This is a genomic window from Delftia sp. WSY_10 (genome assembly GCF_043104705.1).
In the GTDB taxonomy this organism is placed as follows: Bacteria; Pseudomonadota; Gammaproteobacteria; order Burkholderiales; family Burkholderiaceae_C; genus Comamonas; species Comamonas tsuruhatensis.
Genome location: NZ_JBICKY010000057.1, coordinates 361,046 through 375,255, shown reverse-complemented (window position 1 = coordinate 375,255; position 14,210 = coordinate 361,046). Strand labels below are relative to the sequence as shown.

General features: G+C 68.5%; 12 protein-coding genes. 3 read left to right on the top strand and 9 right to left on the bottom strand.

Annotated features, from left to right (window positions below; genetic code table 11):
• Positions 1–93: 93 nt before the first annotated feature.
• The gene (locus tag ACF8ML_RS27550; RefSeq protein ID WP_392408526.1) at positions 94–1,599 is read left to right on the top strand and encodes a PLP-dependent aminotransferase family protein; all 1,506 of its coding nucleotides are present in this window, start codon (positions 94–96) and stop codon (positions 1,597–1,599) included.
• A 63-nt stretch (positions 1,600–1,662) separates the two neighbouring features.
• Here the strand turns inward: ACF8ML_RS27550 and ACF8ML_RS27545 are convergent, their stop codons facing one another.
• The 7 genes from ACF8ML_RS27545 to hemC all read right to left on the bottom strand — a co-directional run bounded on the left by ACF8ML_RS27545 (position 1,663) and on the right by hemC (position 7,995).
• Positions 1,663–2,241 carry a YceI family protein gene (locus ACF8ML_RS27545; RefSeq protein WP_016448945.1) on the bottom strand — a complete coding sequence of 193 codons (579 nt, stop codon included), beginning with the start codon at positions 2,239–2,241 and terminating at the stop codon, positions 1,663–1,665.
• Between the two features lie 69 nt (positions 2,242–2,310).
• The gene (locus ACF8ML_RS27540; protein WP_016448944.1) at positions 2,311–2,883 is read right to left on the bottom strand and encodes a YceI family protein; all 573 of its coding nucleotides are present in this window, start codon (positions 2,881–2,883) and stop codon (positions 2,311–2,313) included.
• Between the two features lie 92 nt (positions 2,884–2,975).
• Positions 2,976–3,569 carry a cytochrome b gene (locus ACF8ML_RS27535; RefSeq protein ID WP_016452500.1) on the bottom strand — a complete coding sequence of 198 codons (594 nt, stop codon included), beginning with the start codon at positions 3,567–3,569 and terminating at the stop codon, positions 2,976–2,978.
• 198 nt (positions 3,570–3,767) lie between these two features.
• The gene (locus ACF8ML_RS27530; RefSeq protein ID WP_016452499.1) at positions 3,768–5,075 is read right to left on the bottom strand and encodes a heme biosynthesis HemY N-terminal domain-containing protein; all 1,308 of its coding nucleotides are present in this window, start codon (positions 5,073–5,075) and stop codon (positions 3,768–3,770) included.
• Positions 5,076–5,094: 19 nt separating this feature from the next.
• A complete protein-coding gene (locus ACF8ML_RS27525; RefSeq protein WP_034399587.1) occupies positions 5,095–6,237 on the bottom strand; it encodes a uroporphyrinogen-III C-methyltransferase in 1,143 nt (380 codons plus the stop codon).
• A complete protein-coding gene (locus tag ACF8ML_RS27520; RefSeq protein WP_392408524.1) occupies positions 6,234–7,043 on the bottom strand; it encodes a uroporphyrinogen-III synthase in 810 nt (269 codons plus the stop codon). The genes ACF8ML_RS27525 and ACF8ML_RS27520 overlap by 4 nt, the downstream gene beginning before the upstream one ends.
• Before the next feature lie 13 nt (positions 7,044–7,056).
• The gene (gene hemC / locus ACF8ML_RS27515; protein WP_392408523.1) at positions 7,057–7,995 is read right to left on the bottom strand and encodes a hydroxymethylbilane synthase; all 939 of its coding nucleotides are present in this window, start codon (positions 7,993–7,995) and stop codon (positions 7,057–7,059) included.
• A 112-nt stretch (positions 7,996–8,107) separates the two neighbouring features.
• Here hemC and ppc point away from each other — a divergent pair, with 112 nt between their 5' ends.
• Both ppc and ACF8ML_RS27505 read left to right on the top strand, forming a co-directional pair.
• The gene (gene ppc, locus ACF8ML_RS27510; protein ID WP_017406380.1) at positions 8,108–10,957 is read left to right on the top strand and encodes a phosphoenolpyruvate carboxylase; all 2,850 of its coding nucleotides are present in this window, start codon (positions 8,108–8,110) and stop codon (positions 10,955–10,957) included.
• Positions 10,958–11,083: 126 nt separating this feature from the next.
• On the top strand, positions 11,084–13,192 hold the full coding sequence (locus ACF8ML_RS27505; protein ID WP_016448937.1) for an EAL domain-containing protein: 2,109 nt from the start codon (positions 11,084–11,086) through the stop codon (positions 13,190–13,192).
• Between the two features lie 36 nt (positions 13,193–13,228).
• Here ACF8ML_RS27505 and flhC read toward each other — a convergent pair whose 3' ends face one another.
• The gene (gene flhC / locus ACF8ML_RS27500) at positions 13,229–13,771 is read right to left on the bottom strand and encodes a flagellar transcriptional regulator FlhC (protein ID WP_016448936.1); all 543 of its coding nucleotides are present in this window, start codon (positions 13,769–13,771) and stop codon (positions 13,229–13,231) included.
• 27 nt (positions 13,772–13,798) lie between these two features.
• Positions 13,799–14,125, bottom strand: a complete 327-nt coding sequence (flhD, locus tag ACF8ML_RS27495; protein WP_012204159.1) for a flagellar transcriptional regulator FlhD — start codon at positions 14,123–14,125, stop codon at positions 13,799–13,801.
• Positions 14,126–14,210 lie beyond the last annotated feature (85 nt).

Genomic DNA, 14,210 nt, shown 5'->3' with positions numbered 1-14,210 from the left:
GGCGCAACGGTGGACCGGCATCGGGGGAAACAGGACTATCCACCATCCCTGGCACAATGAAAAATCCAGTTTCGTGATTTTTTGGAAGACCAGTTGAAGTCCCATTTCGCCGCGGATACCGGGGCTGCGCCCAGCGCCCGCCGCATCCACGAATGGCTGAAATCCCAGATGGCCGACGGCAGCCTGGCCGTGGGCGCGCGCCTGCCTTCCACCCGCGCGCTGGCGCTGGACCTCGGTGTGTCGCGCACCACCATCACGGCGGTCTACGAGCAGCTTGCGGCCGAGGGCTATCTGGAGACTGCACAGGGCGCCCGGGCGCGCGTGGCAGCTGGCGCGGAGCAGCGCAGCCGCGCGCCCCGCATTGCGGCTGCGGCGCAGGATTGCCGATCCCGCCTGTCTTCCTATGGACGGCGCGTGGATGCGCTGGCGCAGGCCCAGCCCGCTCGCGCCGGGGATGAAGGGCCTGCCGTGATCGACTTTCTGTACGGCGCCCTGGCCTTTGATGACTTTCCCACGCTGGCCTGGCGGCGTGCCTACAACCGCGCCATCGTGCAGCGCCAGTCCTCCCTGTCCTACGACGCGCCCGAAGGCGAGCTGGCGCTGCGCATGGCGCTGCAAGGCTATCTGCGCAGGGCGCGGGGGCTTGTCTGTTCGGCCGATCAGATCGTGGTGGTGCAGGGCTCGCAGCAGGCCATCGACCTGTGCGCGCGCGTGCTGGTCGATCCGGGCGAGACCGTGCTGATGGAAGAACCCTGCTACCTGATGGCGCGCCGCGTGTTCGAGGCCCAGGGCGCATGCCTGCAGGAAATGGCCGTCGATGAACAGGGCCTGGATACCTCGGCGCTGGCCGGGCGCCAGGCGCGGCTGGCCTATGTCACGCCCTCGCACCAGTTTCCGCTGGGCGGCGTGCTGCCCATAGGCCGCAGGCAGCAGCTGCTGGCCTGGGCGCGCGCCACGGGTGCCTGGATTCTGGAGGACGACTACGACGGCGAATTCCGCTACGGGCTGCGCCCCATCGACGCCCTGCAGTCCATTGACGAGGTGGGTTGCGTCATCCATGTCGGCACCTTCTCCAAGGCCTTGTCCCCGCAGATGCGCATGGGCTACCTGGTGCTGCCGCCGTCCCTGGTGCCCGTGTTCCGGGAAGCCCGGCGGCTGGCCGACCGGCATGCGCCGCGCCTGGACCAGCTGGTGCTGGCCGCGCTGATCGACGACGGCAGCTACGAGCGCCATGTGCGCGCTGCCCGCCGTCGCAACGAAGGCCGGCGGGCGGCATTGCTGCAGGCGCTGGAGCGGCACCTGCCGGGCGCGGTGCAGGTCGAAGGCTCGGCCTCCGGCCTGCATGTGGTGGCCTGGGTGCCTGCCGTGCATCAGCGCGATGAGATTGCCCTGGTGCGGTTGGCGCGAGAGCGCGGCGTGGGCGTTCGCCCCATCTCGCCGCTCTATGCGGCCGGTGACGCCCATCGCCGCCAGTCCTGCGCCGGGCTGGTCCTGGGCTATGCAAGCCTGCAGCCGCAGGCCATCGAGCAAGGGGTGCTCAGGCTGGCGGGAGTGGTCAGGAGGTGGCAGGCCCGGCCCGCAACGCAAAAAAGCCCGTGACCGGCTTCCGGATCACGGGCTTTGGGTCGCATCGCCCCGAAAGGCACTGCGGCGAATACCGTTTTACTGCTGCTTGACCGCCTCGATGGACATCACCAGGCGCACTTGCTTGGGGAAGCCGTAGTCCACGCCGTAGTTCACGCCGAAGGCGGTGCGGTCGATCACGGCCTCGAAGTCGCCGCCGCAGGTCTCGCGCTTTTGCAGCATGGCGTTGGGGTAGCAGGTGAACTTGTTGGCCTTGATGGTCACGGGCTGGGTCTTGTCCAGGATGGTCAGCTGGCCGGTGACTTCCTTGAGCTTGTCGCCGTCGAAGACGAACTTGTCGGAGACGAACTTGGCCTGGGGGAACTTGGCCACGTTGAAGATGTCGGCGCTCTTGAGGTGCTTGTCGAAGGCGGCGGTGCCCGAGCTCAGCGAGTCCATTTCCAGCACGACTTCGACCTTGCCGGCCTTGGCATCACGGTCGAATTCCACGGTGCCGCTCTTCTTGTCGAAGCGCACGCGGTTGGTCGAGGCACCGTTGTGGTCGATCTCGAACGTGGCGAAGGTGTGCGTCGGGTCGATGGCGTAGGTTGCGGGAGCCGCCTGGGCAGCGGTGGCGAACAGGCCGGCAATGGCCAGGGCAAACACGGAAGTGCGCATGAAAGAACTCCTAGGTTGGGGTTGCACGAAACGGAAAAGAAAACGGCCAATGCTGGGCAAGAGTGCCGCTTACAGCTTGCCCACGCCGGTCAGGGCCAGCTTGAATTGCACCTGGACCTCGTCGGCCACCATGGAGGTATCGCCCCATTCGCCTTCGCCGATCTTGAACTGCAGGCGCTTGAGCGGCAGCGTGCCGGTGGCCGTGGTCGTGGTGCCGGACTGTGCCAGTTGCACGGGAATGCTCACGTTCTGGACCTGGCCCTTGATGCTGAGCTTGCCGTCCACCTGGTACTTGCCGCCGCCCAGCGCCTTGACGGCCGTGGAGTCGAAGACGGCCTGCGGGAATTTGGCGACGTTGAACCAATCGGCCTTGGGCAGCTCGGCATCGGTTTCCTTGGCGCCCATGGTGGCGCTGCCGGTGTCCACGGTGAAGCGGATCTTGCTGGTGTCGGGCTTGGCCGTGTCGAACTGGACCTGGGCATCGAATTTCTTGAAGTGGCCCTGCAGGGGCACGCCCATCTGCTTGGCCGTGAAGTTCACGGCGCTCTGGGCGGGAACGAGCTTTTGCTCGGCCAGGGCCGCCTGGGAGGTCAGGGCCGCAGCGGCCAGGGCAATGGTGGTCAGCGTGGCGGAAAAGCGCATGGCAGGACTCCTTTGGGGGTCGGGAAACATTCGATCGGGGATGGCTGGGGCGCGCGCAGCGCGGTGCGCAGGCCCTGGCTGGGGGAGAAAACTCAGGCGCGGCCCGGCAGCATGCGGGAGATGAGGCCGTCGCGGTCGATGAACTGGTGCTTGAGGGCGGCGCCCACATGCATGGCGATCAGCGCGACCAGGGCCCAGGCCGCCCAGCCGTGCAGGGGCTTGAGGGTTTCGGCCAGCTCGGGGCTTGCGCTCACGAAGTCGGGCAGGGGCAGCACGCCGAGGAAGACGATGGGAAAGCCGGCCGCCGAGCTGTAGGCCCAGCCCAGCAGGGGCACGGCAAAGAACAGCAGGTACATGGCGTGGTGGGTGCCGTTGTGGGCCCAGTGCTGCCATTGGGGCATGGCGCGGGCCACGGCGGCGGGCAGTTCGGGCGGGCGATGGGTGATGCGCCAGACCAGGCGCAGCAGGCTCAGCGTCAACAGCGTGACGCCCAGCCACTTGTGCCAGTTGTAGAGCTTCAGGCGCGAGGGCGAGAACGGCAGGCCTGTCATGTACCAGCCCAGGGCCAGGGCGGCGATCAGGCCCAGGGCCAGCAGCCAGTGGGCAGCCATGGCCACGCCGTTGTAGCGCGTGGCTTTGGAGGAGGATTTTGCTGGCGCGTTGGCGCGGGCTGAGGACTCTGTCATGGATGGCGGCAGGCTTTGGAACCGTTCAGGGCCCCTGCAAAGGGGCCCTGGATGGCAAGAAAGGGTGCGGTGCGCTCTGCGTGGACTTCGTGCACTGCGGACAACGTGCAGTGTAGGAAGCGGCAAATCCAAAAGAGTTCAGCGGTATTGACGGCTCGATTCAAAAAAGATGAAGGCTCGCCGTGCCGCGCGGAGGGCTCAGGGCCGGGTCGGATCGGCGGGCAGCACAACCACGGCCTGCGCTGCCTGCTTCCAGGCGGCAGCCGCTGCATCGGCATCGCCGCGGTGCTCGGCCATCAGGGCCAGGCGCTGCCAGGCGCGGGTGCGCAGTGCGCTTTCCTGCAGGTGGGGGGCTGCGCGCAGCAAAAGCTGCTGGGCCTTGCCCCAGAGCTGGCGCTGCACGCATGCCATGCCGGCCAGGTATTGCAGGCGGGCTTCGCGCGGATGGGCGTTGCTGGCCGCCTCGATGCGAGCCAGCCAGGCGCCGTCCAGGCCGTCCAGGCAGGGCTCCAGCACCTGGACCAGGCGCGGCAGGTGGGATTCGCTGCGCGGGCCTGCGTGGGACAGCAGGCGCTCCCACACGGGCAGCAGCCAGGCACGGGCCTGCGCGGCCTCGCCGCCCAGGGCCATGAGACGCGATGCGGCCGGCAGCGCAATCTCGGGCATGGCGCGCTCTTCCGTGTCCAGCGACAGCCAGAAGTGCTGCAGCTGCGTGGTGTCGCGTGCCTCGTTGATGCTCTCCAGTACCAGGCCGCGCACCACGCTGGCGGCGGCCGCGGGCGAGAAGGCGCGGTGCTTGGCCAGCAGGCGCGCCGTGTCCAGCGCCGTCGATGTCTGGCCTGCCAGGCGCGAGGCCTTCAGGCGGATGCGCAGCGCGATCGTGCGGCGTGCCGCGCCCTGGGGCAGTTCGGCCAGGCGGCGTAGTGCGTCGGATGCGTCGCGGTCGTCCAGGGCCCAACGCGCGGCGCGCATCTGTGCGCCTTCGCGCATTTCCTGCTCCTGGGCGTTGCCCTGGGCCGGTGCGTTGGCCAGGACCTCACGCCAATGGTGGTCGCGCTGCTGGCGGTCCTGCAGTGCATGGGAGGCATCGGCGGCCACCATGTGGGCGGCGGCGCGCAGCCGCATGCCGTGCGGCACGGCGGCATGGGTCTCGGCCAGGGACTCTTCCATGGCCAGGGCCGCCAGCGCGGACTTGCGTGCGCGCAGGAAGCGGCCGGCCTGCTGGTGCGACAGGGCTTCCAGCAGGCTGTGGTGCATGGCGCGCTCTTTCTGCTGGCTGCGCCAGCGCCGCGCCTGGTGCGGCATCTGCAGCAGCGCGGCCAGCGCGCGCAGCGCGGCATACAGCAGCACGAAGGCCAGCACGATGATGGCAATGGCCAGGTTCAGGGACAGGTCCAGCCGGTAGGGCGCCCAGAACAGGGTCACCGTGCCCTGGTTGGAGCCCGCGAACAAGGCGGCCGCAACGGCCATGCCGAACAAACCGATCAACCACAGTGCAGCGCGCATTCGTCTGTCTCCCGGCTGCTCAGCGGCCTGCGGCGGCCGTTGCCAGGGCCGCCAGGGTTTCCTGCAGCGCAGGCTGTTCGGTGGTGCGCAGATTGGCCTGGATCTGCTGCAGCTGGGCCTGCACGATCTGGGTGCGCCGCGCGGCAGGATCAAAGTACTTGTTCACGGCCATCCCGGAAGCGGCCAGGTCGGCCCGCGCCGCATCCCACTGGCGCGACAGCAGGGCCAGACGCGAGTTCAGCAGCTTGAGCTTGAGGTTCTCGCGCAGGAAATAGGCCTGTTCCGGCGCCAGCAGGATGGCGTCCGGGTGGTCTATGCGGCTGACGCGCAGCAGGTCCTGGGCTTCTTCGCGCACGGCCGTCCAGCCGCGCTCGCCCCAGGATTGCCACCAGCGCCATTCGGTGGGGCTGCCCTCGATGGGGGCGGGCTCGGGCTGGCGGGCCGCCTGGCCGGCCACGCCGCGATGGCGGCTGGCGCGTGGCTGGGCCACGGCGTTGAGCAGGGGCATCTCGTCGACCAGGCGCACCAGGTCCTCGATGCGCGTGAGCAGGCCGGCGGTGTCGGTCACGCTCATGCGGGCCAGCCGTTCCAGGTCGCGGTCCAGCGCGCGCATGACCGGGGCCAGCCGGGGCTGGGCGGCGCGTTCAATGCGCTGGCGGGCGTTCTTGAGCGTGGCCACCAGCGGCTGCAGGCTGCCGGACAGCTCGGCCTGCTGCTGTGCCAGGCGGATGGAGGATTCGATGTCCACCACCAGGTTTTCGTCGCGCGAGCGCGACATGCTTTGCAGGAGTTCGTCGAGCTGCGTGCGCTGCAGAGACAGCTCGGCAATGCGCGCCTCCATGACCGAGGTGCGCGCCGCGCTATCGCGGGCCAGGTCCTGGGCATCGCGCGCCAGGGTGCGGGCCTCGACCGACTGGGAGCCGGACTGCGCGGACTGGCGCGCCAGCTGTTCCTGGATATTGCCCAGGCGCTGCCACAGCATGCCGCAGGCAATGAGCGCGGCGACGGCCACGGCGCCCACGCCGTAGACCAGGGCCGAGGAGCCGCCGCGCAGGTCTGCAGCGGGGCTGCTTTGGGCGGAGCCGGCTGCGAAGGCTGCTGCGGAGGATGCGGGCGTTAGGTCCTGCGGGGTGGGGCGGTCTTGCGCTGCGTCGGAACTCATGGCAACGATTCTATCGACGCAACCACGTCCTCCAGAGCGGGCCGGCATTGCTTGACATCTCCGAATCCCATGTGTCTTGCCTGGGCAGCGATTCGCTCGTGCGTAGCGAGCGCTCGCGCTTTTTGCCACGATTGGCCCGGCAGGAGCTGTTGCAGGTTGGCAACGGATTCGGCGCTGCTGAGCAGCCACAGCGTGCCATCTTCGGCCGCCTGGCGTGCCAGTGCCGTCTGGGCTGCATCCCAGGCAGGCAGTTCGCGCTGGTAGACGGCCAGCATTTCGACCTGGGCACCTGCCTCGCGCAGTCGGGCGGCCAGCCAATCGCGGCCGGCGCCTGCCGTGGCCGGCACGGTCCTGGGCGCTCCTGCCTGGCTGTCGCCGCGCACGATGAGCACGCGGTCGCCCGCATGGATCTGGTCATGCACGCGCTGCCATAGCGTTTCGGATTCGAACTGGGCGGCGTCCGGCGGTGGGCCGTCGATCTGTGCTGGCGCAATGCCCAGGGCCAGCAGCGCCTGGGCGGTGCCGGGGCCGGGCGTCCAGGCGCGGGTGGAGACCGGAAGCCGTGTGGGGTCGGTGCCGAAGAAATGCTGGACGGCATTGCCGCTGACGAACATCACGGCGCGGTAGCCCGGGCCTTCGCGCAGCGCGTTGCGGGCGGCCTGCAAGGCCTGTTGCGTGGCCGCATCGCGGCAGGGGCCTATGGCCATCAGTGCCAGCGCCTGGGCTGGAAGGCCCCGGGCCTGCAGCGCATCCACCCACGCGGCCGCGTCATGGGCCGGGCGGGTGACGAGTATGCGCGGTGGCATGTGGGCGTGCCGTCTAGAGCTTGGGGGCCGGCTGGGCGCCCGCCGCCTGCAGCAGCGCAGCCACGTGCTGGCCCAGTGCGTCGGCACTGGCGAAGTCGGTGACGGTGGCGTCGGCGTGCACCTGCACCAGCGGCAGCCGGCCTTCCGGGTCTCCCCAGGCTGCGTCCAGGCGCAGTTGCTGGCCGTCGAAGGTGCCGTGCGCCGCCAGCGGCATGGAGCAGCTGCCGCCCATGCAGCGGCTGACGGCGCGCTCGGCGGTCACGGTCAGCCAGGTGGTCTGGTGGGCCAGCGGGGCCAGGGCGTTGATCAGGTCCTGGCGGTCGGCGCGCACCTCGATGCCCAGCGCGCCCTGGCCTGCGGCAGGCAGCATGCCGGCGGGCTCGAACCTGGCGCGGATGCGGTCGGCCAGGCCCAGGCGCATCAGGCCGGCAGCGGCCAGCACGATGGCGTCGTAGTGGCCTTCGTCCAGCTTGCGCAGGCGGGTGTTCACGTTGCCGCGCAGCGGCTCTATCCTCAGGTCGGGGCGCAGGGCCTGCAGCAGTGCCTGGCGGCGCAGGCTCGATGTGCCGACGACGGCGCCCTGCGGCAGCTCGGCCAGCGCGGCGTAGCGATTGGAGACAAAAGCGTCGCGCGGGTCTTCGCGTTCCATCACGCAGGCCAGCACAAAGCCTTCGGGCAGCTCCATGGGCACGTCCTTGAGCGAGTGCACGGCGATGTGGGCGCGGCCTTCCTCCAGCGCCACTTCCAGCTCCTTGACGAACAGGCCCTTGCCGCCCACCTTGGACAGCGTGCGGTCCAGGATCTGGTCGCCCTTGGTGGTCATGCCCAGCAGTTCCACTTCATGCCCCCGGGCGCGCAGCAGTGCCTGGACATGCTCGGCCTGCCACAGTGCCAGCTGGCTCTCGCGCGTGGCGATCACGATGGAGTGGGGGATCAGTGGTTTGGTATTCATCAGGAGCCTCGGGGGGAGCGCGGGATGCTAGCATGCTGCGCCGCAGTAAACCCGGCACCAGGACCGAAGCCCAAGCAAACCGATACGCTGACCGATTCCAGGAGATTCGTTGATGGCCACCGCCCCCCGCAAGAGCAATGCGCGAGATGACAGGCGTGATGACAAGCCTGTCCGCAAGACGGACAAGGACCTGCCGCTGATCGAGGACATACGCCTGCTGGGGCGCATTCTGGGCGATGTGATCCGCGAGCAGGAAGGCGTGGCGGCCTTCGAGCTGATCGAGCAGGTGCGCCAGCTGTCGGTGACCTTCCGTCGCGATGCCGACGAGACCGCCGACCGCGCGCTCAAGCGCCTGCTCAAGGGCCTGACCACGGACCAGACGGTGAGCGTGATCCGCGCCTTCACCTATTTCAGCCATCTGGCCAACCTGGCCGAGGACCGCCACCACATCCGCCGCCGCGCCGTGCACGAGCGCGCGGGCAACACGCAGGAAGGCAGCATCGAAGTGGCGCTGGCGCGCCTGCGCTGGGCCGGCATCTCGGCCGGTACCGTGGCGCAGACGCTGGCCAGGAGCTATGTGGCACCCGTGCTCACGGCCCACCCCACGGAAGTGCAGCGCCAGAGCATCCTGGTGGCCGAGCGCGACATCTCCCAACTGCTGGCCGCGCGCGAGGACATCGTGGCCCGCGCCCAGCTGTACAACAGCGCCAAGGACGCGCTCACCCCGCGCGAACTCGAACGCAACGAGGCCCAGCTGCGCGCCCGCGTCAGCCAGCTGTGGCAGACACGCCTGCTGCGCTACTCCAAGCTCACCGTGGCCGACGAGATCGAAAACGCGCTGTCCTACTACGAAGCCACCTTCTTGCGCGAGATTCCCAAGCTGTATGCGCAACTGGAGCAGGAGCTGGGCAACACCCTGCCCGTGCACAGCTTCCTGCGCATGGGCCACTGGATCGGCGGCGACCGCGACGGCAACCCCAATGTCACGGCCCAGAGCCTGGAGCTGGCGCTGTCGCGCCAGGCCGACGTGGCGCTGCGCCACTATCTGCGCGAGGTGCACTACCTGGGCGGCGAGCTGTCGCTGTCCCAGCGCCTGGCCGATGTCACGCCCGAGATGCAGGCGCTGGCAGAGCGCTCGCCCGACACCAACGAGCACCGCTCCGACGAACCCTACCGCCGCGCGCTCACCGGCATCTACGCGCGCCTGGCCGCCACGCTCAAGGTGCTGACCGGCGGCGAGGCCGCGCGCCATGCCGTGGCGCCGCAGAACGCCTATGCCTCGCCCGAGGAGTTCCTGGCCGACCTGCGCGTCATCGACGACTCGCTCAGCCGCAACCATGGCGAGGTGCTGGCGCCCCAGCGCCTGCGTCCGCTGATGCGCGCCGTGCAGGTTTTCGGCTTCCACCTGGCCACCGTGGATCTGCGCCAAAGTTCGGACAAGCATGAGGAGGTGGTGGCCGAGCTGCTGGCCACCGCACGCCTGGAGCCCGACTATTCGGGCCTGCAGGAAGACGCCAAGTGCGCCCTGCTGGTGCGCCTGCTGGAAGAGGCGCGGCCGCTGCGCGTGGTGGGCGCCGACTATTCCGAGCATGCGCGCGGTGAACTGGCCATCTTCGAGGCCGCGCGCCGCCTGCGCGCGACCCTGGGCGCCGAGGCGATACGCCACTGCATCATCAGCCACACCGAGTCGGTCAGCGACCTGCTGGAAGTGCTGCTGCTGCAAAAGGAGGCGGGGCTGCTGCGCGGCACGCTGGACGACGGCGCCGTCTGCGACGTGATCGTCGTGCCGCTGTTCGAGACCATCGGCGACCTGCGCAGCGCCGCGCCCATCATGCGGCGCTACTTCCAGCTGCCCGGAGTGGCGGCCATGGTGCAGCGCAGCGGCGGCGAGCAGGACATCATGCTGGGCTACAGCGACAGCAACAAGGATGGCGGCATCTTCACCAGCAACTGGGAGCTGTACCGCGCCGAGATCTCGCTGGTCGAGCTGTTCGATGATCTGGCCGACAGCCATGGCATCAGCCTGCGCATGTTCCATGGCCGCGGCGGCACGGTGGGCCGTGGCGGCGGCCCCAGCTACCAGGCCATCCTGGCGCAGCCCCCGGGCACCGTGCGCGGCCAGATCCGGCTGACCGAGCAGGGCGAGGTCATCGCCTCCAAGTACGCCAACCCCGAGATCGGCCGGCGCAACCTGGAGACCCTGGTGGCCGCCACGCTGGAGGCCACGCTGCTGCAGCCGACCAAGCCGGCCACGCGCGCCTTCCTGGATGCGGCGGCGTTTCTGTCCGAGGCCAGCATGGGCGCCTACCGCGCCCTGGTGTACGAGACCCCTGGCTTCACCAGCTACTTCTTCAGCAGCACGCCCATCCGCGAGATTGCCGAGCTGAACATCGGATCGCGCCCGGCTTCGCGCAAGCCCTCGCAGAAGATCGAGGACCTGCGCGCGATTCCCTGGGGCTTCAGCTGGGGCCAGTGCCGGCTCACGCTGCCGGGCTGGTACGGCTTCGGCGCGGCGGTGCAGGCCTTCATCGGGCAGCCGGGCAAGGATGGCAAGGCCCAGCTGGCCCTGCTGCAGAAGATGTACCGCCAGTGGCCGTTCTTCCGCACCCTGCTGTCCAACATGGACATGGTGCTGGCCAAGAGCGACCTGAACCTGGCCTCGCGCTATGCCGACCTGGTGCCGGACGCACGCCTGCGCCGCCGCATCTTCAGCGCCATCGAGGCCGAGTGGCACAGCACCGTCGATGCGCTGGCGCGCATCACGGGCGACAAGCAGCGCCTGGCCCACAACGAGGCGCTGGCGCGCTCCATCCGCCACCGCTTTCCCTACATCGATCCGCTGCACCATCTGCAGGTGGAACTGGTGCGCCGCTGGCGCGGCGGCCAGACCGATGAGCGCATCAAGACCGGCATCCACCTGTCGATCAATGGCATTGCGGCCGGCGTGCGCAATACCGGCTGATCGAGGGCGCGAGCGGGCCGGGAGGCCCCTCGCGCCGCCATGCGCAGGGCGCCGGCCGGCCGCCGTGTAGGATGTGCTTCGGACAGGGGCGCATGACTCCTGCCGGGAAGTGAAGGGTGGGAGCTTATGGGCAACAAGACGCCATGGCCGGGGTTCCCGGACATGCAACTGTTCCTGACGCAGCGCCTGGCCAGGCTGGCCGGTGCCAACTCCATGCGGGCCATACGCGAAGGCCTGCTCTGGCTGGTCCCATGCCTGCTGGTCTCGGCCCTGTTTCTCATACTGTCGGCGCTGGCGCAGATGTCCGGCCAGCCCGAGCCCGTGGTGCAGCTTCTTGCGGGCCTGCATGCGCAGATCGGCAGCATCCTGCCGCTGCTGGTGGCCGCCTCCATCGGCTACATGCTCTCCATACGCCACAGGCTGCCGCGCCTGCCGGTGACCTTTCTGTGCTTTGCCCATGTGCAGATGGCCATCTTCCTGCTGCGCGAGCATCCGCGCGCGGCGGCCACGCTGGTGCTGTTCATCGCCATAGCCTCGCCCCTGATCACCGTGCCGCTGATGGCCAGGCTCAGCGCCATGCGCTGGACGCGCATTGCGCGCACGGGCTTTGTGGGCGAGAACGTACGCGAGGTGATGAACCTGGTCGTGCCCGGCTCCATCGTCGCGCTGCTGCTGGTGGTGCTGCTGCTGGGCCTGCAGCAGGTGCTGCCCGATATCACCCAGGCCGAACTGCCGCTGGCCATCGCCACCCCCGAGAGCCCCTATCGCAGCGGGCTGACGCTGACGCTGCTCAATTCCGTGCTCTGGTTCTTTGGCGTGCAGGGCTACTACGCCATGCAACCCTTCTTCCAGGTGCTGGACCAGGCCGTGCTGGCCAACGCCGCCGCCGTGGCCAAGGGGCTGGTGGCGCCCTGGGCGCTCAACGGCGGCCTGATGGGGTCCTTCGTCTTCATCGGCGGCTCGGGGGCCACGCTGTCACTGGCGCTGGCCGTGCTGCTGTTTTGCAAGGGGCGCGGCCTGCGCATGCTGGCGCTGGCCGCGCTGCCCATCTCCCTGCTCAACGTCAACGAGATCCTGCTGTTCGGCCTGCCGGTCATCCTGAACCTGCGCCTGCTCGTGCCTTTTCTGGCGGTGCCCGCCATCAACCTGGTCGTGGCCGTCACGGTGGTGCAGGCCGGCTGGGTGGCTCCGGCCTCGATGGTGCTGCCCCTGACCGCGCCCGTGGTCTTCAATGCCTACGTGAGCACGGGCGGCGACATGGGCGCCGTGGTGCTGCAACTGGCGCTGACGGTGTTGGGGGCGCTGGTCTATGCGCCTTATGTGCGCTCCATCGACCGGCTGGGCCAGGACGATGGCGCCATCGTGCTGCGCGCGCTGGACACCACGTTCTCCCGGCTGCCCGAGGAGGCAGGCCTGGTCACGCGCGATCCGCTGGTGCTGGCGCACGAGACCCAGGCCCGGCGCGAGACCATGCTGTCCCATATCCGCCGCATCAGCGAGTACGAATTCCACCTGGAATTCCAGCCCCAGGTCTCGCACCGCAGCGGCTTGTGCCTGGGCTGCGAGGCCCTGTTGCGCGCCCACGATTCGCAGGGCAGGCTGCAGCAGCCCGGCGGCTTTCTGCGCTGGCTGGGTGATGCCGGCCTGATGCGCGAGGTCGATCTGTGGGTGGCGGGCGCTGCCGTGCGCCAATGCCGGCTGTGGCGCCAGCACGGTTTTTCCCTGCCGATCAGCATCAATGTCACGGGCGCCACGCTGACATCGCCCGAGTACTGCTCGCGCCTGCTGATGCTGCTGGCGCAGGCCAGGGGCCAGGTGGGCGTGGAGATCACGGAGGAAGCGCTGGTGGGCGATGTGGAGGCGATCCGCAAGGCCATAGGCCAGATCCACGCGCTGGGCGCCAAGGTGGCCATAGACGACTTCGGCACCGGCTTCTCGTCCATGAGCTACCTGCACCAGTTCGACGTGGATGCCATCAAGATCGACCGCAGCTTCGTCGTGGCCAGCGGTCATGCCAAGGGCGCGCTGGTGCTGGACGGCCTGCTGCGCTTTTGCGAGGCGCTGCAGTTGAACGTGGTGGCCGAAGGCGTGGAGACCCAGGCGCAGCTGCAGGCCCTGGGCTTCGAGGGCGAGCTGCTGGTGCAGGGCTGGTACTTCAGCCGGGCCCTGCCGGGAGAGCAGTTGCCGCAGTTCGCCAGCGACTGCGCCGCCAGGGCAGGCGGCGAGACGGTCTGAATCCGTGCTGGTGCATCGCTGCGGCGATGCAGGGGCTCAATGCAGCATCAGGGAGCCGGCGCTCTTGCTCTTGCCGGCGCGTGCGGGCGGATTGCACAGGCCGCACTGGTAGTGGCGCTCGTTCTCGTAGGGCTCGGTCACGAACTGGCCCTTGCACACGGAGCACTGGGTGCGGGTCAGCATCTGCGCATCGACAAACTTCACCAGGCGCCATGCGCGTGTGAAGGACAGCAGCGCCTCCAGCTCGGCGGCCTGGATCTGCTCGGTATAGAGACGGTAGGCCTTGGTCAGTTGTTCAACGGCATCCAGCTCGGCGCCCTTGGACAGGTATTCGTAGATATTCAGGAACAGCGAACTGTGGATGTTCTCCTGCCAAGTCAGGAACCAGTCGGTCGAGAACGGCAGCTGGCCCTTGGATGGCGACTTGCCGGCGATCTCCTTGTACAGGCGGATCAGGCGCTCGTAGGACAGCGTGGTCTCGGATTCGAGCACCTGCATGCGTGCACCCATCTCGATGAGCATGGCGGCACGCTCGATCTGCTTGGACTCGTTCAGGACACTTTTGACGGCGGTGGACATGGCGGGCTCCAGAGTTCTTCGGGCGGATCAGAGGACTTCGGAAACGCGGCTGGCCATCAGGATGTTGGCGTGCAGCGTATTGGTCGCACCGTTGCCGATCTTGTTGCTGCTGTGGTTGGTCAGCAAGCTCCAGACCATTTCGTCGTCCACGCGGAAGCTGGCGAGCAGGGTATTGCGCGAGGCCAGCTTCAGCACCTGGGCTGCCGACAGCGCGGCCAGCAGGTCGCAGGATTCTTCGTTCAGTCCCAGGCGGAACACCGCTTCCGCCTTGTCCTGGCGGATCAGGGTCTGGGCCAGCATCAGGTAAGTGAGGTTGGCTTCGCGGATTTCGGCAAGCAGCTGTTCATTGTTCATAGGACCATCCTTTGCATCTCGGCAGCCGCAACACCGGGGTAGAAACAAGATGTTCAACCTGTTGCGATCTGTTGGGATGGATTGT